At 43.5% G+C, this 24,367-nt stretch carries 21 protein-coding genes and 1 riboswitch; of the genes, 6 read left to right on the top strand and 15 right to left on the bottom strand.

Annotated elements, in window-relative coordinates; translation table 11 throughout:
• The first annotated feature begins 69 nt into the window (after positions 1 to 69).
• From QZ995_RS10455 to QZ995_RS10480, 6 genes are all read left to right on the top strand, one after another.
• Entirely contained in the window at positions 70 to 1,299 is a 1,230-nt protein-coding gene (locus QZ995_RS10455; RefSeq protein ID WP_301806373.1) for an MFS transporter, read from the top strand.
• 140 nt (positions 1,300 to 1,439) lie between these two features.
• Positions 1,440 to 1,913 carry a CcdC family protein gene (locus QZ995_RS10460; RefSeq protein WP_301806375.1) on the top strand — a complete coding sequence of 158 codons (474 nt, stop codon included), beginning with the start codon at positions 1,440 to 1,442 and terminating at the stop codon, positions 1,911 to 1,913.
• Positions 1,914 to 2,213: 300 nt separating this feature from the next.
• Positions 2,214 to 3,125 carry a decaprenyl-phosphate phosphoribosyltransferase gene (locus tag QZ995_RS10465; protein ID WP_301806376.1) on the top strand — a complete coding sequence of 304 codons (912 nt, stop codon included), beginning with the start codon at positions 2,214 to 2,216 and terminating at the stop codon, positions 3,123 to 3,125.
• 27 nt (positions 3,126 to 3,152) lie between these two features.
• A complete protein-coding gene (locus QZ995_RS10470) occupies positions 3,153 to 3,509 on the top strand; it encodes an EamA family transporter (protein ID WP_301806378.1) in 357 nt (118 codons plus the stop codon).
• Positions 3,510 to 3,531: 22 nt separating this feature from the next.
• Positions 3,532 to 3,984: a divergent PAP2 family protein gene (locus QZ995_RS10475; protein WP_301806380.1), complete on the top strand. Its 453-nt coding sequence runs from the start codon at positions 3,532 to 3,534 to the stop codon at positions 3,982 to 3,984.
• Positions 3,985 to 3,991: 7 nt separating this feature from the next.
• Positions 3,992 to 5,674: a hypothetical protein gene (locus QZ995_RS10480; protein ID WP_301806382.1), complete on the top strand. Its 1,683-nt coding sequence runs from the start codon at positions 3,992 to 3,994 to the stop codon at positions 5,672 to 5,674.
• Between the two features lie 147 nt (positions 5,675 to 5,821).
• Here the strand turns inward: QZ995_RS10480 and pyrE are convergent, their stop codons facing one another.
• The 15 genes from pyrE to QZ995_RS10555 form a co-directional block, all read right to left on the bottom strand.
• Positions 5,822 to 6,478 (bottom strand): orotate phosphoribosyltransferase, encoded by a 657-nt coding sequence (pyrE, locus tag QZ995_RS10485; protein WP_301806385.1) that lies wholly within the window; start codon positions 6,476 to 6,478, stop codon positions 5,822 to 5,824.
• Positions 6,479 to 7,231: an orotidine-5'-phosphate decarboxylase gene (gene pyrF, locus QZ995_RS10490; protein ID WP_301806387.1), complete on the bottom strand. Its 753-nt coding sequence runs from the start codon at positions 7,229 to 7,231 to the stop codon at positions 6,479 to 6,481.
• 97 nt (positions 7,232 to 7,328) lie between these two features.
• Positions 7,329 to 10,541, bottom strand: a complete 3,213-nt coding sequence (gene carB, locus QZ995_RS10495) for a carbamoyl-phosphate synthase large subunit (RefSeq protein ID WP_301806390.1) — start codon at positions 10,539 to 10,541, stop codon at positions 7,329 to 7,331.
• The gene (locus QZ995_RS10500; protein WP_301806393.1) at positions 10,525 to 11,622 is read right to left on the bottom strand and encodes a carbamoyl phosphate synthase small subunit; all 1,098 of its coding nucleotides are present in this window, start codon (positions 11,620 to 11,622) and stop codon (positions 10,525 to 10,527) included. Before QZ995_RS10500 ends, carB begins: the two co-directional genes overlap by 17 nt.
• 19 nt (positions 11,623 to 11,641) lie before the next feature.
• The gene (locus QZ995_RS10505; RefSeq protein ID WP_301806395.1) at positions 11,642 to 12,922 is read right to left on the bottom strand and encodes a dihydroorotase; all 1,281 of its coding nucleotides are present in this window, start codon (positions 12,920 to 12,922) and stop codon (positions 11,642 to 11,644) included.
• A complete protein-coding gene (locus QZ995_RS10510; RefSeq protein WP_301806399.1) occupies positions 12,889 to 13,833 on the bottom strand; it encodes an aspartate carbamoyltransferase catalytic subunit in 945 nt (314 codons plus the stop codon). The genes QZ995_RS10505 and QZ995_RS10510 overlap by 34 nt, the downstream gene beginning before the upstream one ends.
• A 39-nt stretch (positions 13,834 to 13,872) precedes the next feature.
• Complete coding sequence (locus QZ995_RS10515) at positions 13,873 to 15,237, bottom strand: solute carrier family 23 protein (protein WP_301806478.1); 1,365 nt, start codon at positions 15,235 to 15,237, stop codon at positions 13,873 to 13,875.
• A gap of 161 nt (positions 15,238 to 15,398) precedes the next feature.
• Positions 15,399 to 15,938: a bifunctional pyr operon transcriptional regulator/uracil phosphoribosyltransferase PyrR gene (gene pyrR / locus QZ995_RS10520; protein ID WP_031413519.1), complete on the bottom strand. Its 540-nt coding sequence runs from the start codon at positions 15,936 to 15,938 to the stop codon at positions 15,399 to 15,401.
• Between the two features lie 271 nt (positions 15,939 to 16,209).
• Positions 16,210 to 17,142 carry an RluA family pseudouridine synthase gene (locus QZ995_RS10525; protein ID WP_301806405.1) on the bottom strand — a complete coding sequence of 311 codons (933 nt, stop codon included), beginning with the start codon at positions 17,140 to 17,142 and terminating at the stop codon, positions 16,210 to 16,212.
• Positions 17,143 to 17,184: 42 nt separating this feature from the next.
• Positions 17,185 to 17,652, bottom strand: coding sequence for a signal peptidase II (gene lspA, locus QZ995_RS10530; protein ID WP_031413516.1), 468 nt, complete (start codon positions 17,650 to 17,652; stop codon positions 17,185 to 17,187).
• A gap of 98 nt (positions 17,653 to 17,750) precedes the next feature.
• Positions 17,751 to 18,440: a serine/threonine protein kinase gene (locus tag QZ995_RS10535; protein WP_301806409.1), complete on the bottom strand. Its 690-nt coding sequence runs from the start codon at positions 18,438 to 18,440 to the stop codon at positions 17,751 to 17,753.
• Positions 18,441 to 18,668: 228 nt separating this feature from the next.
• Positions 18,669 to 20,096 carry a phosphoglucomutase/phosphomannomutase family protein gene (locus tag QZ995_RS10540; RefSeq protein ID WP_301806412.1) on the bottom strand — a complete coding sequence of 476 codons (1,428 nt, stop codon included), beginning with the start codon at positions 20,094 to 20,096 and terminating at the stop codon, positions 18,669 to 18,671.
• 190 nt (positions 20,097 to 20,286) lie between these two features.
• Entirely contained in the window at positions 20,287 to 20,946 is a 660-nt protein-coding gene (locus QZ995_RS10545; RefSeq protein WP_301806413.1) for a DUF4912 domain-containing protein, read from the bottom strand.
• Between the two features lie 324 nt (positions 20,947 to 21,270).
• Positions 21,271 to 22,779, bottom strand: a complete 1,509-nt coding sequence (locus QZ995_RS10550; RefSeq protein ID WP_301806415.1) for an amino acid permease — start codon at positions 22,777 to 22,779, stop codon at positions 21,271 to 21,273.
• A gap of 112 nt (positions 22,780 to 22,891) precedes the next feature.
• A riboswitch (Lysine riboswitch) is annotated at positions 22,892 to 23,080 on the bottom strand.
• A 95-nt stretch (positions 23,081 to 23,175) separates the two neighbouring features.
• The gene (locus QZ995_RS10555; RefSeq protein WP_301806417.1) at positions 23,176 to 24,354 is read right to left on the bottom strand and encodes a DUF418 domain-containing protein; all 1,179 of its coding nucleotides are present in this window, start codon (positions 24,352 to 24,354) and stop codon (positions 23,176 to 23,178) included.
• Between the last annotated feature and the right edge of the window lie 13 nt (positions 24,355 to 24,367).

Consider the following 24,367-nt stretch of genomic DNA (forward strand, 5'->3'; position numbering starts at 1 on the left):
ATGCCTATTTATGTAAATATTGGTATAATAATAACACTGAACATTTTAACTACACATTCAAGGTAAGGGGTGGTCATTATTTTATCACGGAATAAATCTTACTTATGCTTGGTTATAGGTGAGGTTATAGCTGGTACAGGGATGTGGATTGGAATCATCGGGAACCTAAAATTTTTGCAACATTTATTCGATTCCGATTTTTTGAAGGGATTACTATTGATGGTTGGGCTTTTTGTCAGTCTGTTCTTTTCTCCTAAAGCAGGAGAATGGATTGATCGTTTTTCCAAAAAGAACGTGTTATTTTATGCAACTTTGATACGATGTTTAGCTCCCGTTTGTATGCTATTTGCGATTCATTACGACTCTGTAGGCTGGATGATCGCCTCGTCGATCTTTATCCAATTGGCCGCCACTTTTTATCAACCAGCCGCTCAAGCATCTATTCCGTTAATCGTCCCCTCAGAAGAATTGCTTCGTGCCAACGGATTTTATGTAAATGCTTCCACACTCGCAAGAATCGGCGGAACGGCGATCGGTGGGATCCTAATTGGTTTTATGCAGCTCTGGACGCTTTATAGCATTACACTAGCTTGCTATTTTGTCCTTATTCTTTTTATTCTTCCTGTTCATATCCCTGTAATCAACTCATTAAAAACGGCTGGAAGGGTTATTAAAATGCCTTTTCGAGAGGTTTTTTCCCTGCTTAAATCAGATCGAACATTAAGCCTTGGTCTTACAAATGCATTGGTTGTCTCGTATTTTGTAGGTGGCTCCAATCTATTAGTTATCAATTTCAGTGAAATGCTTGCAGTACCCGGGCTGATGGGCTGGATTTATACAACTGAAGGACTCACAGCGCTCATTGCAGGTGTATTGGTTAAGCGCTTTTTTGGAAAAACCAATCTAGTCATGTCATCAACTCTTTTTCTATTTTTGCTGGCTCTGTCTCAAATCGGGATGGCTCTGTCGTATGGCTTGGTTCCATTGCTTTTATCCTATACGCTATTCGGGTTCTGTTTTGGGACGGTTGTGCCGCTTACTGCCACCCTGTTCCAAAAGCAATTGCCTGCCGAATCACGCGGACGCTTCTTCTCCTTTAAAACCATGCTGGATCGGACCTGGTTCCTGCTAGCATTGGCTGGTACAGGTTTGTGCCTAGATTTAATGGGTATTCACGCGTACCTTTTCGTAATGGGCTTTGCTTCCCTTATTGTCGGTGCTCTGTCCTATTACTATGGAAAGCGGCATGCTCTGGATGTCAGACAGGTTACAGAAGCACCACCTGTTAAAATGGCATAACCATATCTGCTCTTATATTTTGTGCTTTCCAGAACGTAGGAAGAGGGGTGTATTTACACCGCCTCTTCTTTTTTTGTAGTATAGACATAAGTTAAAAGGTAAATATTTAGGGTGAATCGAGAAGGGAGCCGTACAAAACAATGAATACAATTCTTGGCATCTCCCCTACAGTCGTTAGCATACTGATTGGTCTATTCATGGCGACCACTGTCATTCTTGTTCGGTTGCGTTCAGCAAAAAAACCTATATCTACACGTAAGATCATTATCCCACCCGTAGCTATGTCTACAGGGTTTGCTATGTTTCATTATCCGGGTGTACCAACACCCATCAGCTATGATTTTATCGCTTTCTTTATTGGGTGTTTGTTCTCTATTCCGCTCATTTTGTCTTCCCGCTTTGAACAAGTAGGGAATCATATCTTTTTGCGTCGTTCCAATGCGTTTATCGTGATTTTGTTTGTTCTGCTAGTAATTCGACTTGGGATTAAAATCTGGGTCGGTGATACATTTACTCCGATGCAGACAGCAGGTTTATTCTTTGTCCTAGCTTACGGCATGATTCTGCCGTGGCGAGTTGCCATGCTCTATATGTATAAAAGACTGATCAAATAACCTATGCTTCCCAATTTGAAATTACACAAAAGCGAGCTATCCAAAGCATGTTTTCTCCTGCTTGGTAGCCCGCTTTTTGATTTTATTTATGGATGCAATTTTAGGCAAAAAATGCGTTTTTTATCTTCATTATGCGTGGTTTTTGATGCAGAATGTGGTTTAATAGAGAGATGCACGGGTAAGAAACACTTTCACATTTACTCTTACTCTGACGATTTCAAAACCCGAATTATGTAACGGTTTTTTGACAATTTTCGTCAATTATAAGAGGTATATTACTAGTAGACAGGGGATTTATACGTGTTATCTAATTCAATTAAACTAAAAGAAAGAATAGCTTCAAAACAAAATATTTTCCTTTTACTCCTTCTCCAGTTACGTCCTCATCAATGGACAAAAAATTTGCTTGTGTTTGCTGCCCTCTTATTTTCTCTACATAAAGTCAGTATTCACCTGCTTGGCAAATCACTGATAGCCTTTTTTCTATTTTGCATGGTTTCAGGTTGTGTCTACATCATAAATGATTTTGCTGATATCAAAAACGATCGCAAACATCCCGAAAAACGATATCGTCCTATGGCTTCAGGAGCATTAAACCCCTTTCTGGGACTAGCATTCGGGTGTGGCCTGCTGATAACTTCCTTGTTTTCTGCATTTCACTTCGATTTGTGGTTTGGCAGTGTTTTATTATTTTATTTTTTGATTAATGTTGCCTACTCCTTTGCATTAAAGCATGTGGTTATTCTGGATGTTATGATTATTTCTGCTGGTTTTGTGCTCAGAGCAATCGGTGGCAGCCTAATGATCGGCACTCCATTTACTCCGTGGTTTTTGCTGTGTACAATGTTGCTTTCCCTATTTTTAGCGATTAGTAAACGTCGCCATGAGCTCTATTTGCTACAAGAGGAAAAGGGAAGTCATCGCAAAGTATTGGAAAAATATTCAATAGATCTATTAAATCAATTAAATACGATTGTAACCTCAGCAACGATTATCAGCTACTCCTTGTTTACTTTTACTTCAGGACGAACCATTCAGCTTATGTGGACAATTCCGTTTGTGGTCTTTGGTATTTTCCGCTATCTTTACTTGATTATGATGGGCAACAAAGGAGGAACCCCTGAAAAAGTGCTGGTAGAGGACAAACCGATTCTGATTACGGTCCTACTATATGTGATTGCAGTAGCTAGTATTATCCTAATTTTTGAATAAACGAGATAAAAGGTTGTGTAAACATTTATGCCATCGCAAGTTCTTATCCTTATTTCAGTCATTCTTAGTGCATGCGGGCAGGTCGCTATGAAAATGGGAGCCTCTGGTCTTTCAGGAAAAAGCGATGTGTTTTTGATGAAAATACTGCAATATCTAACCAATATTCCAATTATGGTGGGGCTTGGCCTTTATGGAATTTCAGCGTTTGTCTGGATTGCAGCCATTGAAAAGGTGCAGCTCTCCTACGCTTATCCTATGGCTGCATTGGGTTATGTTCTGGTAGCCCTGCTTTCTATGTGGATTTTTCAGGAACCCCTCTCAGGTGTCCGCTTAATCGGTTTAGCTATTATTGTTATTGGCGTCATTGTCATTTCACGTTCTTAGTATCGATTCGGAGGAAATGTTTATGTTATACGCTTTAGCACCATTTATCGGCTGGTTAGTATCCGGTACGATTAAATTTATGATTAATTATTTACGATATGGGAAAGAAGCAAGGAATAAAATCGGAAATGGCGGCTTTCCTAGTACACACACAACTGTAATGGTAACAACGGTCAGCTTAATTGGACTTCACGAAGGCTTTGCCACCCCTATTTTTGGTCTAGGGGTGGCTGTTACCTTTATCATTATTATTGATGCTACCGGATTGCGAAGAGCTGTCGGCAAGCATGCTACCGCTATTAACCTATTGGTAAAAGAGCATGCCACTGCTGAAGAAAAAGAAATTCTGCGCGAAAGCATGGGACATACAAAATGGGAAATCCTCGGCGGTATTATTCTAGGTGCGCTAGTAGGACTGCTGTTGTATCTGATGTCACCAATCGTTTCAGAACTACTCAGCTTAGGGGGGGACTAGAATACATATGAAGAGCCGAACATCTAACGTCTCTCTTGTGATAGGAATTGTCTTACTCCTATTTTTAATAGGAGTCGTACTTTCTGCATCGATTTTATTTTTACTTGGTGTGTCCATCTCAACAGCTAGCTTCTGGGCGGCTGTATGTGCAAGCATGGTCTGCCTCCTGGCTATGACATATACATTTTTTACCACGCGCAGGGCAACCATGTTTTTGTCTTTATTAATGGGATTGGGATTGATTTTTGGAATAAGCTGGTATGTTAGTACCGCTGCCTATGATCTATCATGGGATGGACAAACGTACCATCAAGAGGCAATCATTTTATTAAAGAATGGCTGGAATCCTGTTCATGACCAGCCTTTGCTGAACATCGCAGATATCCAAAAGATCGACAATCCAAGCGAGGAAGGCCTGCGAACTCCCTTTTATCTTTGGATTAATCATTACACAAAAGGCCCGTGGATGCTTGATGCCGTCATGTACAAATTGACGGATGACATAGAAGGCAGCAAAATGTTTAACTTTATTCTTTTGTTTGCTTCATTTTTTCTTTGTGTAGCGGCAATTCTTGAAGCCTATCCAGAGAAAAAAAGGCGAGCTGTCTTGTTCTCCCTGCTCTTGGCCTGCAATCCAGTCGTTATAGCACAGCTTGTCACCTTTTACATTGATGGGCAATTGGCATCGCTTGTACTCATCATTTGTTCCTTGGGGTATCTCTTATTTAAGCGATTTAACGCATGGATTTTAGCAGGGCTATGCTCGGCCATCATCCTGCTAACGGCTATTAAATTTACCGCTCTGGTATACGCCGTTCTTTTATGCGGTGGATTGCTCGTTCTATTTTTCCTGTACGATAAGCACAGACATTGGAAAAAGCTTTTGCTTTCGCTTGTAGCGTGCGGTCTTGTAGCGGTAGCAATCGTTGGTTACAATCCTTACGTTACTAACTTCTTAGCGAAGGGCCATCCATTTTATCCGTTAGCTGGTGAACATGCTGTCGATATTATGACAGCTAACAGTCCAGCCGACTTCAAAGGAAAAAATCCATTCGAAAAGTTTTTTGTATCTTTATTTGCTAAGTCGGAAAATATTACAAGACCGAATGAAAGTACAATGAAGTGGCCATTTACCGTATCCTTTGACGAATTTCAAGCTTTTATTGGGGCTGATGCGCGTGTAGCGGGGTTTGGACCTTTGTTTGGAGGAGCTGTGTTAATAACCTGTGTTGTCTCACTTGCTCTCTTTCTTCGAAGCAGGAAATTAGCGAAGCCTGTGTTTATACTAAGCGGGATCATTCTGTTGACAGTATTTATAAATCCAGAAAGCTGGTGGGCGCGATATGTTCCGCAATTGTGGTTTGTCCCCGTACTCATCGCAATGGCAGGCTTCGAATCCGAGAAACCGTTTACGAAGCACGCAAGCTGGCTTTTAATTTGTACGCTTTCCATAAACCTGTTGCTAGTAGGGGCTACTCAAGCTATTACTCAAACCTTCTTCAACGTCCAAGTAAACCTTCAACTTCACGAAATGAAGAAAAGTAAGCAGCCTGTCTTAGTTGATTTCCATGATTTTCATTCTAATCGAATTCGATTAGAAAAAGCAGGGATAGAATTTATTGAAGCAAAGATTGATGATAAAAACGCGAAAAAGCTTGGTTCATCACATGCAAAGTATTTATTGAGATAAGTGGATTTTCCATTACACCGCTCATTCGGGCATAAGCCCGCTTTATAATCAACTGAATAGTCTGTTCGTTAGGACGCTTGCTGACCCCACGCTTTAATTGGGGTCAGTTTTTTCATTTACGCTACAGTCGTCCCACCCATCAACATTTTATTCCTTTTCTAAAGCCTGCTCCTGATAAAATGTGTGCGGCTTTTCTTTCCACTGGGACAAAACTTTTTCTTGTTCGGCATTGATTGTTCCATTATCTTTTGCTTGCTCTAAGAGTGCCGTGTAGTTGGATAGCGTGTACAATGGATAATTTGCTTCGGCAAAAGCACGTTCTGCATCGTTAAATTGGTAGCTAAAAATAGCGACTACTCCTAGTATTTCAGCCCCTTCCAGCTCAACAGCCTTTGCTGCCTTGATGGAGCTGCCCCCTGTGGAAATTAAATCTTCAATCACGACCACCTTCTGACCGGCAGCAATACGCCCCTCGATTTGGTTTTGGCGGCCATGACCTTTTGCCTTATCGCGTACATATATCATTGGCAATCCCAGACGATCAGCAATCCAGGCTGCATGAGGAATTCCCGCTGTCGCTGTTCCAGCAATGACTTCTGCTTCAGGAAACCTTTCACGAATGATCTGAACAAAAGTATCTGCTAAAAAGCTACGAACCTCTGGATACGTCATCGTGATACGATTATCGCAATAAATCGGTGAAGCAATGCCGGATGTCCAGATAAATGGTTCTTCAGGACGAAGATGTACAGCTCCAATTCGTAAGAGATGCTGTGCCACTTGTTTTGCAATAGTTGTACTCATCTATTTTCCCTCCCGTATGCTTTTCATCATATCAGCCCATGCTTTAGCAGGTTCTTCTGCCTGCGTAATGGACCTACCGATTACGATATAATCTGTACCTAACTCAAATGCTTTTACTGGCGTAGTTACGCGGGTTTGATCTCCAAAGGCGGAACCAACAGTACGAATGCCTGGTGTTACGGTCAAAAAATCTGTTCGAGTGACTTGTTTAATGATTGGTACTTCCAAGGGAGAAGCAACAACACCATCCAGCCCAGCTTGACTAGCCAAGGATGCATAATGAGCAACCGTCTCTTCCAATCTGCCATGAATGAGAATCTGCTCATTCATCATCTGCTGACTGCTGCTCGTCAGCATGGTTACACCGATCAGCAATGGCGATGCACTGCCGGCGGAGGTACCTTGTTCCAAGCCTTCTCGTGCCGCTTCCATCATAGCTAATCCACCAGCTACATGCACATTCACCATATCAGCCCCATGCTTAGCTAAGCTTTTCATTGAGCCTTTGGCTGTATTGGGAATATCATGGATTTTCAAATCAACAAACACTTTCAATCCCTGTTCCTTTAACAGCGATACAATTGCTGATCCTTCTGCATAAAACAGCTCCATGCCAACTTTCACGTAACGCACTTGATTTTCTAGGCTAGCAAGACAGTTTACTACCTCGTCTTTTGTTTGAAAATCCAGCGCTAGGATAATCCGTTCATCGACTTTATCTAACGAATGATCTTGTATTAAGGATAATTCCATGTGTGAACGCTCCTCTCCGTTGTTTTCCCTCATTGTCCACATATAGGAGGGGAGTGCTCCTGATGAGCACGCCCCCGTTTTAATCAACTCTACTTTGTTACTGTTTTACCAGTACCTTTCCCACCTGTTGTTTGGGCATTGCCTCTGTAGAGAATGTGATTGTCTCTAAAACATGCAGGATAGCGCTCGCTGTATCTAAAGATGTCAAGCAGACTGCTCCGTTCTCTACGGCCTCACGACGAATGCGGAATCCATCGCGCTGTGGTGTTTTACCTTTCGTTAAGGTGTTAAGCACAAGATTTACTTGACCTGTACGGATTTCATCCAGTAAGTTCGGTGTGCCTTCAGATAGCTTTTGTACACGACGGACGGACAAGCCTGCCTGCTCTAAATAATCAGCAGTTCCATCCGTAGCTAGCAGATGGAAACCAAGCTGTTGGAAACGCTTCGTAATCGACAACGCTTCCTCCTTATCCTTGTCAGCTACCGTCACCAAAAGTGTTCCTTTGGTTGGAATATTCATGCCAGCTGCCAGCAATCCCTTGTAAAGAGCTTTAGCTAGAGTAGTCTCACGTCCCATTACCTCCCCGGTGGATTTCATTTCAGGACCTAAAGTGATGTCCACACGGTGTAGTTTTGTGAAGGAGAAGACAGGAACCTTTACAGAAACCGTCTTTTCCTCAGGATGATAGCCTGTAGCAAATCCTTGGTCGAGAATGCTGCAACCAAGAATTGCTTTCGTTGCAATGTTCGCCATTGGAATTCCGGTTACCTTAGACAGGAATGGAACGGTACGGGAGCTGCGCGGGTTTACCTCGATGACGTAAGGTTTGCCTTTATAGATGACAAATTGGATATTGAGCAAGCCCTTGATGCAGAGAGCGCGTGCTAGCTTCGTAGTCATGTCGATGATCTCCGTTTTCACTGTCTCTGATAAAGATTGCGGCGGATATACAGCGATAGAGTCGCCTGAGTGAACCCCTGCACGCTCGATGTGCTCCATGATACCTGGAATCAGCACATTCTCCCCATCACAAATCGCATCTACTTCTGCTTCAATCCCTAGCATATAGCGATCAATCAGTACAGGATGCTCTGGATTTACTTTTACTGCTTTTTTCATATAAGAGATTAGCTCTTCTTCGTTATAAACAATTTCCATCGCTCGTCCTCCCAAGACATAGGAAGGGCGAACCAACACAGGGAAGCCTAATAAGTCAGCAGCAACCACAGCTTCCTCTGCAGAGGTCACCGTTTTACCCGGCGGTTGAGCGATATCCAGCTTTCGCAACAGGGCCTCAAACTTCTCACGGTTCTCAGCTGCATCGATATTTTCTAAGCTGGTTCCTAGAATTTTGACACCGCGTCTAGCAAGCTTATCAGCAAGATTGATCGCTGTTTGTCCTCCAAATTGAACAATAACACCTTCTGGCTGCTCTTGCCCGATGATGTGCATGACATCCTCTATATACAGCGGTTCAAAGTAAAGACGATCGGAGGTATTAAAATCGGTTGATACCGTTTCTGGGTTATTGTTGACAATAATGGCTTCGTACCCAGCCTCCTTCAAAGCCCAGACCGCATGGACTGTTGAGTAGTCAAATTCAATTCCTTGGCCAATGCGGATCGGACCAGAGCCTAGTACGATGACACGTTTTTTCCCTGTATCAATAAATTCGTTTTCTTGCTCGTAGGTCGAGTAATAGTACGGTGTTTGCGCTTCGAATTCGGCAGCGCAAGTATCAACCATTTTATATACAGGCTTCATTCTCCATTGTGTACGTAGGTTATAAATCTCTTCTTCCTTTTGTCCTGTACATTCTGCGATTTTTCGATCGGTAAAGCCAAGGCGTTTTGCTTCATGCAAAGCTTCCTGAGTCAATCCAGATTCGGCTAATGTTGTTTCATAAGCGACAATATTCCAGAACTTTTGCAGGAAGAAGAGGTCGATCTTTGTTAATTGATGAATCCGAGAGATATGATAGCCGCGGCGCATTGCTTCTGCCAGCAAGAACAGGCGTTCATCATCTGCGATTACCAAACGCTGCTCCAATTCCTCATCAGTAAGCTCTCTCGCCTCTGGCAGTTCCAAATGGTAGCTTCCAATCTCTAAGGAGCGGATCGCTTTCATCATGGATTCTTCAAAGCTACGTCCAATCGCCATTACCTCGCCCGTTGCTTTCATTTGTGTACCAAGACGGCGATTTGCGGATTGAAATTTATCGAAAGGCCAGCGAGGAATTTTGCTAACCACATAATCTAAGGTTGGTTCAAAGCAAGCGTAGGTTTGACCGGTCACCGGATTCTTTAACTCATCCAGTGTATAGCCAATAGCGATTTTTGCCGCCATCTTAGCAATCGGATACCCTGTGGCCTTTGACGCTAAGGCTGAAGAACGGCTGACGCGAGGATTTACCTCGATGACATAATATTGGAAGCTAACGGGATCAAGCGCGTACTGAACATTGCATCCGCCTTCAATTTTTAACGCGCGGATAATATTTAATGCAGAGGAGCGCAGCATTTGATATTCACGATCAGATAGCGTCTGACTCGGAGCGACAACGACTGAGTCACCTGTGTGCACGCCAACTGGGTCAATATTTTCCATGTTGCAGACCACGATACAGTTGTCGTTAGCATCACGCATTACTTCATACTCTACTTCTTTCATTCCTGCAATACTTCTTTCCACTAAGCATTGCGTAATCGGGGAATATTTCAGGCCGCTTGTGACAATTTCAATTAACGAGGCCTGATCTTCACAGATACCCCCACCGGTTCCTCCGAGTGTGTAAGCCGGGCGAACAATGATTGGATAGCCAATCTCATTAGCGAAATCAAGCGCCTCTTCTACCGAGCTTACAATTGCAGAATCTGGTACCGGTTCGCCCAACTCCTGCATGAGAGAGCGGAACAAATCGCGATCCTCTGCTTGTTTAATCGAGCTTAGATTTGTTCCGAGCAGCTTAACATTCTCTTCTTCCAGTACACCCATATCTGCTAAAGCTACTGCCATATTCAATCCTGTTTGTCCACCCAAGGTTGGTAACAATCCATCCGGTTTTTCCTGACGAATGACTCGGGCTACGAACTCAGGAGTAATTGGTTCAATGTATACTTTGTCAGCCATATTCGTATCTGTCATGATCGTAGCTGGGTTGGAGTTGATTAGAACCACCTCCATCCCCTCTTCTTTTAATGCTTCGCAAGCCTGTGTTCCTGCATAGTCAAACTCTGCCGCTTGTCCAATCACGATAGGACCAGAGCCAATCACCAGAATTTTTTTCAGATTATCTATTTTTGGCATACCATTTCTCCTCCTTGGATTGTTTCATCATGTCTAGGAATTGGTCGAATAAATAGCCTGAATCATACGGTCCAGGTGCTGCTTCTGGATGGTATTGAACAGAGAATGCTTGCTTATTCACATTGCGCAATCCTTCAATCGTCCCGTCATTTAGAGCAAGATGGGTCACTTCTAATTCTGTTCCAATAATGGAAGCTTCGTTTACAGCATAGCCGTGGTTTTGGGACGTGATATATGTACGTCCAGTTAGCAATTCTTTTACGGGATGATTCCCGCCACGGTGACCAAACTTCAATTTCTCCGTGTCAGCTCCGCTTGCCAGAGCAAACAACTGATGACCTAAGCATATTCCGAATAATGGGTATTCTCCGAGAATTTCTTTCACCATCTGAATAGCTTGCGGTACATCTTTAGGGTCGCCTGGACCGTTAGACAGCAAGATGCCATCTGGTTGCAGTCGGCGAATTTCATCTGCGGTGACGTTATGCGGAACCACTACAATGTCGCATCCTCGCTCGGACATTTTCCGCATAATGCCATGCTTGCAGCCAAAGTCTACTAAGACGACACGATCACCGTTACCTGGACTGGAGTAAATACTTTTTGTTGATACCTGAGCAACCTGATTGGTCATGACATCCGCACTTTTCAACTGCGCAAGCAATTCCTCGGCTGGACGATCACTGGTTGTAATTAATCCTCTCAGGGTTCCAAAATGACGAATTTTACGTGTTAACATTCGCGTATCCACGCCGGAAATACCCGGAATTTCATATGCCTGCAAGAGCTCGTGCAGGGTTTGTGTCGAGCGCCAATTGCTTGGCATATCGCAATGTTCTCGTACAACAAAGCCATGGATAAACGGATGAACCGCCTCGAAATCATCGCGATTAATCCCATAGTTACCAATCAAGGGATACGTCATGACGACGATCTGTCCACAATAAGAGGGATCGGATAATACCTCTTGATAGCCTGTCAATCCTGTGTTGAATACTACCTCACCAATGCTTTCATTGGTGGCCCCCATCGCTTTTCCTACACAAATCGTTCCGTCTTCTAATATCAAACGCGCTTTCATGCCGTTATCCCCCTTCTCCCTACTTGTTGTTGTATACGATTTTTCCATCTACCATAGTGAGTACAGTCCATCCCTTACATACCCAACCTGCAAATGGTGTATTTTTTCCTTTACTTTTAAAATGATCGGGATTAATGCTTTTCTCAGTCGTAAGATCAAACACTGCCAAGTCAGCAATTGCTCCTACTTCTATTTTTCCATAGGGCAGCCCAAACAGTTCCGCTGGTTTTGCAGCCATTTTGTCTACCAGCTCGGCAAGGGTGAGTACTCCTTTTTCTACAAGATGCGTATAAAGGAGTGGGAATGCTGTTTCTAGTCCAACTATTCCAAATGGAGCCCGCTTTAATCCCTTTGCTTTTTCTTCCGAGGTATGCGGTGCATGATCGGTAGCAATAATGTCAATGCTTCCTTCCTTTAATCCGGCGATCAATGCGTCACGATCCTCACGAGAGCGAAGCGGTGGATTCATTTTCCAATTAGGATCTAGGCTGTCCGGGATATCCTCGTCGCATAACAGTAGGTGATGCGGGGTTACCTCCGTGGTAACGTTGATACCTGCACGTTTCCCGTCACGTACAAGTCGCACGGATTCTTTTGCGCTGATATGGCATACATGATAGTGAACCCCCGTTGCTTCTGCTAGTAGAATATCTCGGCCGACATGCACAGCTTCTGAAGCAGACGGGATGCCTGGCAGCCCATGCTTAGCTGCTGTCACTCCATCATGTAATGCTGCACCGGGAGGCAACAAATCGTTATCTTCACAATGAGCAACTACAGACATTCCTAACGCTTTCGCCTTTTGCATTGCTTCCACCATCATTTTCGTGGATTGCACTCCTACCCCATCATCAGTTAGTGCGAAGGCTCCAGCTTGCTTTAGAGCCGCAAAGTCTGTGTGCTCCACCCCAAGCTGACGTACGGTAATAGCAGCGTAGGGTAAAACCCGCGCCAGGTTTGCTTGTTTTGCTTTATGAATCACGAATTCTACTGTTTCTACATTATCGATCACTGGGCGTGTATTTGGCATGCAGGCTACCGTAGTGTAACCGCCTGCCACTGCTGCATGAGCGCCTGTTACGATGGTTTCTTTCGCTTCAAATCCTGGCTCGCGGAAATGCACATGTACATCCACTAGACCTGGGGCTACGAAGTGTCCGTTCAAATCCACCACTTCATGATCTGCTTCTTCAATGTTGCTCTCGATCTTAGCAATGCGATTTTCTTCAATTAACAGATCCTTAATCGAAAGTTCACCTTGTTCGTTTAGCAGTTTGCCATTTTTAAGGATGATTCCCATGTCCTTATTCCTCCTGTCATCAATTTCGCGATTACAGCCATTCGAACAGCTACTCCATTTGTAACTTGCGGGAAAATAACTGATTGCTTGCCCTCCACCAGTTGCCCATCAATCTCCACCCCTCTGTTAAAAGGAGCCGGATGCATAATGATGGCATTTGGCTTCATCATGGCTGCGCGTTCTCTAGTTAATCCATAAGCCTGATGGTACGTTTCTTTAGAAGCAAAGAGCTGGCCGGTATGACGTTCTAGCTGCACTCGCAGCATCATCACCACATCCGCCGTTGCTATCGCTTCCTCCATCCCTACCACTCGTACACCTTCTGGCAAGGTTGCCTGATCCCGCATCAACTGATCTGGTCCTGTAATCATAAGTTTGGCCCCGAGCTTCGGCAGTGCATCTAGATGAGAGCCGAGCACTCTGCTATGGCGTAAATCGCCAATTATCGCTACCTGTAACCCTTGAATGCCCCCATGATGTTGCTTCATTGTAAGCAAATCCAGCAAGCATTGCGTTGGATGCTCCATCGTGCCTTCCCCTGCATTTACAAGGTGCAGATTTAAATTTGGTTCGTTCGCAAGCTCATTAAATAATCCATTTTGTCCGGTGCGAATAACGGCTGTTTCTACTCCCATGGATTCAAGCGTTCGCAAAGTATCATAAATCGTCTCACCTTTGGTAGTAGAAGAGCTGCTATCGCTGAAATTCAGTACATGAGCTCCCAAACGTTTTTCCGCTACTTCAAAGGAAAAGCGGGTACGCGTACTTGCTTCGAAGAATAAGTTTGCTACAAATCGTCCCTGTAAGAGGTTGATATGTTCATTTGGCCTAGCTGCAAAATATTCGGCCTCTCGCAAGATTGCTTCGATCTCATCTGTACCAAGGTGTTTGATTCCCAGCAGATTTTTCATTATTCCCCACTCCTTTGCCCGTATGGTTTGTCATAATGCTTATGCTGCTGACTCTATCTGATCCTTGTGCGCCTCGCCCATCGCAGATTCCTTTCCAGGCAAGATCGCATGCAGAAAAATTCCTATGAAGGTTGAGAATGCTACATTATCAATCGTTAGGTTCGTTAGGAAGCTTTGCCAGAAGGTAACTCCCTCGAAGCTAATTTTGTACCCGCCGATTCCCGTTACAAGTATGGAAGCAGCGATAATCATGTTGCGTTTATTCGCAAAATCAACTTTATTTTCAACATACATCCTAAAGCCTTGGGAAGCGATAATCCCGAACAGTACGATGGAGACGCCACCCAGTACCGGCGTTGGGATGGTCAGAAGAAACGCGCTGATTTTTCCGCAGAAGGAGAATAAGATCGCGAATACTGCGGCTAGGGCAATAACTGCTCGACTATAAACTCTTGTGATTGCTAAAACACCCATGTTCTCACCATAAGTCGTACTAGGTGGTCCACCGATAAAGGCGGCAACCGCGGTAGCTACACCATCACCTAGCAAGCTTCGATGCAAACCAGGCTCCTTCATTAAGTCACGATTCATAATTTTACTTGTTACCAATAAATGGCCTAGATGTTCGGTTAAGGAGACAAACGCGATCGGTGCAATAATCAGAGCTGATAACCATGCTCCTTTATCCATCATGGCAGTTGTCAGCAGGCCTACATGCAAGTGTTGCGAAAACATTTCTGGCAGGCTGATCAAAAGTGGAGCATTTGTAATGGAAGCCCAGTCAATTAAATCCGCATGTCGCAGAGCTGTATAGCCGTACCCGCCAATGATTCCAAGCAGGATGGGAATCAGTGACAAGAAGCCGCGCAGCATAACTGCAGCGATAATGGTTACCAGCAATGTGACTAAGGAGATTTCAATTGAAGTCAGCGAGATTACTGATTTTCCTTCTACCGTTACTTTAGTAGCCATATCTACAGCCACACCTGCTAAGCTCAAACCGATAACCACGATGATTGAAGCTATCACAACGGGAGGGAGTAAGCGATCCAGCCAGCCTACCCCGAATTTTCGTACCATTGCTGCTACCAGGACATAAACAAGTCCGGATAGGAAGCAGCCCAGTAAGGCAACCCCTTGCCCGTATGTTGCTGTCACGGTAATGATGGGGCCGATGAAAGCGAAGGAAGAACCAAGATAGTTGGGAATTTTCCCCTTCGTAATCATCATGAAAATCAGAGTGCCTAATCCACTGGCAATCAGTGCGGCAGATATATCTAAACCTGTTAAGATTGGAACTAGTACTGTGGAGCCAAACATAGCGAATAAGTGTTGAATACTAAGTGGTAATAAACGAGTCAAAGCTGGTGTTTCATGTACGTCTACAAAATCTTGTTTGCTCATTTTCTCCCCTGCTTTCTTAATTTTTTGCACAAAAAAACCTCTTCGCGGGTACACAAAGAGGCAGGTCCAAGCACAGAGGTACGCATACCTCCAGCGTTAGATCGAGTCCCCTTGCTAACCTCACGGGATTAGCCTTAAAGAGGCGATGTATAGTTGTCGATTCATTCTTCTTTTTGCATCAGTGAAACCTTATCCGTTCCATCTACTTCCTGCAATTGTACAGCAATAATTTCAGAACGGGACGTTGGAAGGTTTTTGCCCACATAATCAGGTCGAATAGGTAATTCGCGATGGCCACGATCCACTAATACAGCGAGCTGGATCATCTTCGAGCGTCCCTGATCCACTAAGGCATCCAGAGCAGCTCGGACCGTACGTCCTGTATACAGCACATCATCCACCAAGATGACCTTTTTGCCTGTAATCTCAGGCAGCTTCGCTCCATGAACAACAGCGTCTGAAGACCTGTGGGTCAAATCGTCTCGGTATAAAGTAATGTCTAATTCACCAAAGGGAAGCTTCACATTCTCAATTTGCTCGATTCGTTTGGCTAAGCGTTCTGCCAAATAAATTCCCCGGGTTTTAATGCCGATGATCACACAGTCCTCTACGCCCTTATTGCGTTCAATAATTTCATGAGCAATGCGAGTTAAGGCTCGTCTAATAGCTGCTTCATCCATCATAATGCTTTTTTCGTTCATTGGAGTTGCTCCTTTCAGCAGAAGTAGATGACCTTTACAAGACTCGGGAGGCCACTATCTGCTAGCTTGTGTTGTTCCTGATGGTTTGGCACAAAAAAAGCTTCTTGTCTCACTGACAAGAAGCTTCGTGCGCACATAAAGAAGGGCATAACTATCCCAACTATATCTGCGTTAATCACCGTCGCCCTTGCCAGCCTCACGGGACTGGATTTAAAGGTTACCTTTTGTTACGAATGATTATGTCATACCTTTTTATATCTGTCAACTATGTTTACCCTTTTTGCTCACGTAAGAACTGAATTTCTGCTTGCAGTTCCTGTGGGAGTTCAGCCTCGAATTCCATGTATTCACCTGTACTCGGATGAATGAATCCTAGTGTCTTCGCATGTAAGGCTTGCCCATTAATATCCAGTGTTTTTCGTGGGCCGTATTTGGGATCGCCTGCTAGCGGGTAGCCAATATATTTCATGTGGACACGAATCTGATGAGTTCGTCCTGTCTCAAGCTTTAATTCCACCAGGGTAAAATCCTTCATTCGCTCTAATACGACAAAGTGAGTGACAGCAGGCTTACTGTTGCCAAAGACAACCGCCATCTGTTGACGATTTTTGGGATCGCGTCCGATTGGAGCGTCAATCGTCCCCATCTCATGCGGAATTTCTCCGTGAACCAAAGCCACATATTTACGATTAACGGTATGTTCCTTTAATTGAGCAGCTAGACTCGCATGAGCCTTATCGTTTTTGGCAATCATTAATAAACCAGACGTGTCTTTATCAATGCGATGAACGATACCCGGGCGCATCACGCCATTAATGCCTGATAAATCCTTGCAATGATACATGAGACCATTGACTAATGTTCCTGTATAATGACCGAACGCTGGATGCACGACTAAGCCACGTGGCTTGTTGACAACCACGACATCGGAATCTTCATAGACAATGTCTAAATCCATCGGTTGCGCTTCGATCTTCAACTCTTTTGGAGGTGGCACACGCAAGCTGATCTCGTCATCCATTGCTACCTTGTAATTATTTTTAATCGGAGCATCATTGACCGTAACTCGTCCTTCTTTTACCCATGCTTGCACTTGAGAACGAGACCATTCCCCTTCTTGCATGGTCAAAAATTTATCAATGCGTTCTCCTGCTTCTTCTTTTTCCACTGTCCAATCATAACGTTCGAAAGTTTGCTCTGTCATCTATAAGCTCCTAAATATATTCATTCTAATGGTAGTATGCTCTTACTTGCTGGAAGAATGTGATGGCTTGCGAGATTCCATAAAAATATCAATCAGCATCACGGCTACACCAAACGTAATAGCCATATCGGCTACATTAAAAATTGGGAAGTTGATAATAACCGCGTGTAAAAAGTCCACTACCTGTCCGGTTGAAACTCGATCAATAAAGTTACCGATGGCTCCGCCTAATACAAGCGATAAGGCAAAGGACATACGCGGATTGCTTTTTCCTTGTTTGTAAAGAGTATAGATAATCCCGATTACAACTAAAGTAGTAATAATAATAAAGAACACGCGACGGTTCTGGAGCATGCCAAACGCAGCACCCATATTACGGTGAGAAGTAAGGTGGAACACATTTTCAATCAAAGGAATTGACTCCCCGTATTCCATATACTTCACCACGAGATGCTTGGTCCATTGATCCAAGGCAATAACCGCGAGCGCAATTATGTAGTATAAATACATAACAGCCTCCTTACAAAAATGGCGTAGAGTAACACCGCAAATTGTACCACAGGCAAATTCAGTTGGGCAATTTTTTTCAATAACTTCCTGTTTGTTTATTAGATAGAGCTCTTTTTATGTCTCTTTTTATGTCTCTCTTTATGTTTCAAGGAGGTCAATCCCTTTAGCTTCCGGTAAAAGCGATACCCTTTGCGCACCAGATCAAGCACCCATAACGGAATCTTAATGCGGCGATCTTTAAGATAAGGGTAATAAATCCGATAGTATGCGCTTCTAATATCCTTCCATTTGCGATCTTCTCCCGGATGGATATAGTCGCTCACGTCAATGATATAGGCATGTCCTTGATACATGAGAACATTTTTACCATGTACATCTTGGGGATATAACCCCTTCGCTCTCGCCTCATCCAATGCCTCGTCTACTTCTTTAATTACATTTTCAGGGATCGGGATGCCATAGCGGACGCAATCAAACAGCGAGATTCCTCGCATCCGTTTTATTACCAGATAATTTTCTCCCTTCTCATAACAAATCGGATAATATTTCGATTCGCCTAGACGACGGTATACCTCACTCTCTTCTTCGATTCCCGGTTTTCCTGGGGCGTATAGTTTAACAACAACGTCAGGGTAATCCGGATGACCGAATACACCTGCATAATTACCAGTTCCAACAATCTCCCATGGATGAGGAGCATAAAGGACTTGCACAGGGTCATAGGGAGAAGGTGAGTCCAATACTACTTCTTCTAAAAAACGTTCTAAAAGCTCCTGCTCCAATTTCATCGGTACCCTCTCTTCGTCTTCACATCTTTCTTTTTATTGTAACAAAGAAAGATGCGAGAAACATCGTTCCTTTAGTAGTGTAATTTTTTCTAGAAAGAACTTTTCGCCATGCAATTGATTTGACCTGCATACTTTTACCTGACATGAAAAAAAAACCAACTCACGAGAAGCCGGTTTCTTTCCATTCAGCGTTTTCCTTATGGGGGGGTAACGCTTTTACTTGTTTCATTACATGCTTTCCTCAAACCAATCCTTTACTGCTTCTTTCAGCCTTTCTAACTCTTCTGATCCAGTTGCCTCACAATAAATCCGTAACAAGGGCTCCGTGCCGGATGGGCGTATCAATACCCAGTGTCCACCTTCTAGTAAGAGTTTAAACCCATCCTGTGTATGAATCGATTCAACAGCATATCCAGCGATTGCATGTGGGGGCTTCTCTTTAAAACGGCGTAAAAAAGCTTCCTTTTCTTTCAGGCGAATATCTAATCGGATACTATACATGCGTCCAAATTGGCGGTGGATATCCGCTTTAATCTCGTCTAAACTCTTTCCCTCGATTGCACACATTTCTGCAATTAATAAATTTATTAAAATTCCATCCTTTTCAGGAATATGTCCCAGAATACTTGCTCCCCCGCTCTCCTCGCCGCCAATAAGCACATCACCCTTGAGCATCTGCGCTCCAATATATTTAAATCCGACAGGGGTCTCGATTATATCCAATCCATAATGTTCACAAATCCGGTCTAGCTGATGAGTGGTGGCTACAGTACGAATGACTTTACCCTGACCATTTCGGTTTTTGACCATATGGTAGGTAAGTAACGTAAGCACTTCATTTGGAGACAAATACCGCCCTTGTCGGTCCACGATTCCAAACCGATCTGCATCTCCATCATTGGCTACTCCCAAATCCGCATGCTCGACCAACACTTGACGAGACAATTCCGCTAAATGATGTTCATTGGGCTCTGGCAGGCCTCCGCCAAATAACGGATCTCTTTCTTCTCGGATGCTTTTCACCGCAACGCCAGCCTCCTGCAATAGAGCACTCATATATCCGCTCCCCGCTCCATGCATGGCATCTACGACAACGGTTAAGTTTGCTTGCTGCAATGCATCCATGCGAATAAGTCTGCGAATATGCGCCTCATAGTGAGGCTTTAAGTGAATGGGCTGATACAGCTTACTATGTTTAGCCTCCTCAATGCAGCGCGTCTCTATCTGTTCATTCCTTGCTTCAATCTGTTGAATTAACACCTCTAAGCGCTGGGTTATCTCAGGAGAAGCTGGCCCTGCATATTCGGGAATATATTTGATTCCATTGTATTCTGCGGGATTGTGACTAGCTGTTAGCATCACCGCGCCGCTTACCCCAAAATGCTTTACGCCAAAGGCCACGACAGGGGTCGGGGTCGGCTCACTTACCAAGAAAGAAAGTATACGGTGAGCAGTTAACACTCGTACAACCTCTTGCGCAAACATTCGTCCCATAAAACGAGTATCATAACCAACGATAATCCCCCGTTCGATCCATCCATTCTCCTCTGTATAACAAGCAATTGCTTTTGCCACGGTCCGTACATTTTCCATCGTAAACTGATCGGCCATCACAGCTCTCCAGCCGTCTGTTCCAAAAACAATCTGTTTTTCCATTTGATTCCCTCCATGCTAGACAAGGTAGTCGCGTCAAATACTCCATTTTTACTGTATGAAGGGAAATAGCAGGATAGAAGGTTTGAGAACAGAAACAAATAAAAAAGCGGCACATCGGCCGCCTTACATATCTATTATGAAAATCCCTATTTCTTCACTAGACGCTTCAAGGGGTGTCATTCCTAATTTTTTACCAGGCGGCATACCGATAAGCTGTCAATCTCACTTTCTCAGACCGCATGATAGGACAAAATTGCCCAGAAGCATAAAGACCAAACTCGGCTACGTATTGTTTCCCTGTTTGCAAATGTTCAACGTAGCAGGCTTCTGCTTCTTCGTTCATATACACGTCTTTATACCCCACCTCCCTGTTAGAGGATATACCTTCCTCCACCTCGTAAAGACGAATTCCTTGTGTAATTTTCGCCCACTCTTCCTTTAGATACCCCGCAATCATATGCAGGCGATATTTAGATATAGACCAATGAATATACACAGTGTCAGGTGCTGTTGGAATAACAGCTATAGAAGGGACTCGCTTTTCCTCTAAGATAGCTTGTCCTTGGGTTTGTTCAGCTAAAAAGTCTTTCTCCTGAGTTGTATAGCTCTCCCTTCTGTCCGTTTCCAATGGATAGACAGCAGGATAAAAAGGTGGGCTAACAACCTTTCCCATGAACAAATCAACGAAGGACTCCTCTGCTACGCCTTGGCTGCTCTCCTTGTAAGCCTGCGACTTCAGTCCAAATTTGTGAAGTTGGTATCTCACTTGGCCAATGGTCATCTCGCACCTTGTAGCGATTTCTTGCAGTGATAGGGATTGCGCTCGCATTTGTAGGATTCTTGTAATCATGAAGGTTGTGCTCCTTTCTGCTTAACTCATTGCTTTTAAGTATAAAAGAGCTTGCCTTCAAATCATGTCGAACGCTGAACGCATAACTTTTCTTCTTTTGTCGATACCAGCTAAAACGTTCGGCATAGAGAATGCTAGTTCGACAAAATTTTTATATTTACTAAATTTTTTTAAGAGAAAAATGGATGGACAAGAAGCTTACGCAGACCGAAACCGTTTAAGAAGATAGAAAAAACCACTCACAAGCCTCAGAATTTCTTCCTCCTGCTTGAGAAGTGGTTTTTCCTGTAGTGATTACTATGAGCAATATAAAAGGACTACAGGCTAGTCTCTTACATGTGCACTGCTAAAATCACAATCGTGCAATTTCACAACCTTTGTTTTCTTGATCCATTTGTATCCAAACCATAAAGCAAGGAAGATCGGAATGCCGATATAGGACACCAGCATAGCGTACCAATCAATTTGATCTCCAATAAATGCCTCGTAATTCTGGCCCATAATAACAACGATGCACAGTATAAAAGCAAATAGCGGACCGAATGGGAACCATCTTGCTTTAAATGGCAATTCACTCAAGCTATGCCCCTGCGCTACAAACGCTCGACGGAAGCGATAGTGACTAATTGCAATGCCCAGCCAAGCAATAAAGCCAGACATACCAGAAGCATTAAGCAACCATGCATAAACAACCCCGTCGCCAAAAAGAGAAGCGAAGAAAGCAACCATCCCAACTGATGCTGTCATTAACAAGCAGTAAATCGGAATGCCGCGGCGGTTTAGTTTTGTAAAAAATTTAGGTGCTTTCCCATCCTTCGCCATCGCCCACAGCATGCGTGTTGAAGCATACATGCCAGAGTTACCCGCAGATAATACAGCCGATAAAATAACAGCGTTCATCACAGAGGCAGAAAAGGCCAAGCCTGCTTTCTCAAATACCATTGTAAAAGGGCTCAGAGCAATCGTTTCTATATCTCCACCTACCAGATTCGGACTGGTGTAGGGTACGAGCAAGCCAATAACTAAAATGGCAAAAACATAGAACAACAGAATGCGCCAGAACACCTGCTTGATGGCTTTCGGGATATTTTTACGCGGATCGTCGCTCTCTCCTGCCGCTACCCCGATTAATTCTGTACCCTGAAAGCTAAATCCAGCAATCATAAATACACCAAGGGCTGCCATAAAGCCGCCATGGAATGGGGCATCGCCGATGGTAAAGTTCGTAAAGCCTACAGCCTCTCCACCCATGATGCCAAAAATCATTAAGATACCAACTACCAAGAAAATAATAACAGTTGCTACTTTAATCATCGAGAACCAGAACTCTGACTCCCCATATCCTTTTACAGATAAATAGTTTAATCCAAACATAAAGGCTAAAAACAAGCCGCTCCATAACAAAGATGAACTGTTCGGGAACCAAAATTTCATTAAAAGCGTGGCGGCAGATAACTCGGCTGCAATCGTAATAGCCCAGTTATACCAATAGTTCCATCCTAATGCAAAGCCAAGAGCAGGATCTACAAACTTTGTTGCATAGGTACTAAAAGACCCTGACTCCGGCATATAAGCTGCCATTTCACCCAAGCTGGTCATTAAGAAATACACCATAATACCAATTGCTACATATGCTACAATCGCACCACCAGGGCCTGCTTGAGAGATAGCTCCACCACTCGCCAGGAATAACCCCGTACCAATAGAACCGCCAAGAGCGATCATCGTCAGGTGTCGAGCCTTTAGCCCGCGCTTCAATTCCTGAGGCTGTCCCCCATCCCCAGTTGCCGATATGTTTGTTACACTTTCATTCCCAGTTGTTGCCTGTGACATAAAAAAACACTCCTTATCTTTCAAAGATACGTGCAAGGAAGGAGTGGGAATATAAAAAATCCGTCATTCAACATCTGACGACGGATTTATACGTAACCCGCATCATACCTTCCATGAAGATAGCACAACACGCTTATTCGGCAAATAAACGTGACAGTTCTGTCCCTTTCGGAAACAGCCCCAGCCTGTACATCACAGAGTCTTTGCACAAGCTTCGGCGGTCTTTCCTTTCTGATGGAGTCTACAACATCTCTGGGTCTCGTCCAGCATACTCTTAAATACCGCAACCTCTACCTCACCAGATATGATGAGGATTTATTATTTTATTAAAAAAGATAATGTCATTATAGATGATAAACCATTAGATTTCAACAAGTTTTTTAGCCTTCTATCTATCTATGATCGATCACGGCTTTGCTGCTTCAGCCGCAGCGGCTGCTTTTGCATATAGGTTGCACATCTCCACAGCCATTCCATTGGTCCGTAGGCATACTGAGATAACCACCATTTACTAAACATGATCTGTAATAGATAGATCGTAATACAATATATAAATCCAATCCATAGTGAAATTCCTGCCGTATTAGGAATAAACAGGGAAAACAACAGGACTGTTACCAATGTCTGCAATAAGTAATTGGTTAAAGCCATACGCCCCACATAGGTGAAGCCTTGCATTTTTTCTCGAAAACGTTTGTTTTCCAGAAGCAGAACAATAGATACGAGATAAAAGACGAACAACGTTTTTCCCGTCAATTGAATGTACTTTTGAATTTCTTCAGACACATAGACTTCGTGGCTGAAATAATAACGAAACATCGGAATAAACAATAGAATCGTTACCACTAGACTGACGATCTGAGTGATGCGCAATTCACGTTTCCATTCATGCACGCGTTGAAAAAAGTTGATCTTCCCTGCACACAATCCCAACAAAAAAAGTCCTAGTAATTCAGGAATATAGATGATTACGTTGAGAATCTGGATTCCACTTAGCATTTCATAGCGTTGACTTACTTTTTGTACATAATCCTCTAGCCCATTAAACCAAGGAGCTTCCAATAGTACTGTTTGATCTAAATCAATATCCCCGGAAAAAGCAAACCAGATAAACAACATAAACAGACCCATTAAAAAAATGCTCCAAACAAATAATGCTGATGCCTTCTGACGATAAAAAAATAAAAGTAAAAAGCCCACTAATGCATACATATGTAAAATGTCACCGTACCACAAAAGTAGAAAATGCAGGCATCCCAGAAAAAACAGCACAGCTAGACGCATCGAGAAAAGGGCCCTCATTGCGTATCCTTTCGCTTCTGCTCTACTCATAAACAGATAAAACCCCAATCCAAATAAAAAGGCAAACAAGGAGTAGAATTTTGTTTGGATAAATAAGTCATAGCCGAAGCGAAACATGGCATCAGCCCCTTGGGTATAACCTCTCGTGTCTAGCGGTTGGATTCCTAGCATAGCCGGGAAGTTCACAAGAAATATACCCAAGATCGCAATGCCTCTAACGGTATCAATTGATGTTATTCGATCGTTAACGGAAATCGGTCTTGCTTGATTCATCATCACACCCCCT

This window comes from Brevibacillus laterosporus, from assembly GCF_030489605.1.
GTDB lineage: Bacteria > Bacillota > Bacilli > Brevibacillales > Brevibacillaceae > Brevibacillus_B > Brevibacillus_B laterosporus_E.

What these genes read in the sequence shown, in the direction of transcription:
- carB (WP_301806390.1), bottom strand. Translation starts at nt 10,541, where the DNA reads ATGCCAAAAATAGATAATCTGAAAAAAATTCTGGTGATTGGCTCTGGT.
- QZ995_RS10535 (WP_301806409.1), bottom strand. Translation starts at nt 18,440, where the DNA reads ATGAAATTGGAGCAGGAGCTTTTAGAACGTTTTTTAGAAGAAGTAGTA.
- QZ995_RS10470 (WP_301806378.1), top strand. Translation starts at nt 3,153, where the DNA reads ATGCCATCGCAAGTTCTTATCCTTATTTCAGTCATTCTTAGTGCATGC.
- QZ995_RS10505 (WP_301806395.1), bottom strand. Translation starts at nt 12,922, where the DNA reads ATGGGAATCATCCTTAAAAATGGCAAACTGCTAAACGAACAAGGTGAA.
- pyrF (WP_301806387.1), bottom strand. Translation starts at nt 7,231, where the DNA reads ATGGAATTATCCTTAATACAAGATCATTCGTTAGATAAAGTCGATGAA.
- QZ995_RS10525 (WP_301806405.1), bottom strand. Translation starts at nt 17,142, where the DNA reads ATGACAGAGCAAACTTTCGAACGTTATGATTGGACAGTGGAAAAAGAA.
- QZ995_RS10475 (WP_301806380.1), top strand. Translation starts at nt 3,532, where the DNA reads ATGTTATACGCTTTAGCACCATTTATCGGCTGGTTAGTATCCGGTACG.
- QZ995_RS10515 (WP_301806478.1), bottom strand. Translation starts at nt 15,237, where the DNA reads ATGAGCAAACAAGATTTTGTAGACGTACATGAAACACCAGCTTTGACT.
- lspA (WP_031413516.1), bottom strand. Translation starts at nt 17,652, where the DNA reads ATGTATTTATACTACATAATTGCGCTCGCGGTTATTGCCTTGGATCAA.
- pyrR (WP_031413519.1), bottom strand. Translation starts at nt 15,938, where the DNA reads ATGAACGAAAAAAGCATTATGATGGATGAAGCAGCTATTAGACGAGCC.
- pyrE (WP_301806385.1), bottom strand. Translation starts at nt 6,478, where the DNA reads ATGAGTACAACTATTGCAAAACAAGTGGCACAGCATCTCTTACGAATT.
- QZ995_RS10460 (WP_301806375.1), top strand. Translation starts at nt 1,440, where the DNA reads ATGAATACAATTCTTGGCATCTCCCCTACAGTCGTTAGCATACTGATT.
- QZ995_RS10510 (WP_301806399.1), bottom strand. Translation starts at nt 13,833, where the DNA reads ATGAAAAATCTGCTGGGAATCAAACACCTTGGTACAGATGAGATCGAA.
- QZ995_RS10555 (WP_301806417.1), bottom strand. Translation starts at nt 24,354, where the DNA reads ATGAATCAAGCAAGACCGATTTCCGTTAACGATCGAATAACATCAATT.
- QZ995_RS10480 (WP_301806382.1), top strand. Translation starts at nt 3,992, where the DNA reads ATGAAGAGCCGAACATCTAACGTCTCTCTTGTGATAGGAATTGTCTTA.
- QZ995_RS10500 (WP_301806393.1), bottom strand. Translation starts at nt 11,622, where the DNA reads ATGAAAGCGCGTTTGATATTAGAAGACGGAACGATTTGTGTAGGAAAA.
- QZ995_RS10545 (WP_301806413.1), bottom strand. Translation starts at nt 20,946, where the DNA reads ATGATTACAAGAATCCTACAAATGCGAGCGCAATCCCTATCACTGCAA.
- QZ995_RS10550 (WP_301806415.1), bottom strand. Translation starts at nt 22,779, where the DNA reads ATGTCACAGGCAACAACTGGGAATGAAAGTGTAACAAACATATCGGCA.
- QZ995_RS10540 (WP_301806412.1), bottom strand. Translation starts at nt 20,096, where the DNA reads ATGGAAAAACAGATTGTTTTTGGAACAGACGGCTGGAGAGCTGTGATG.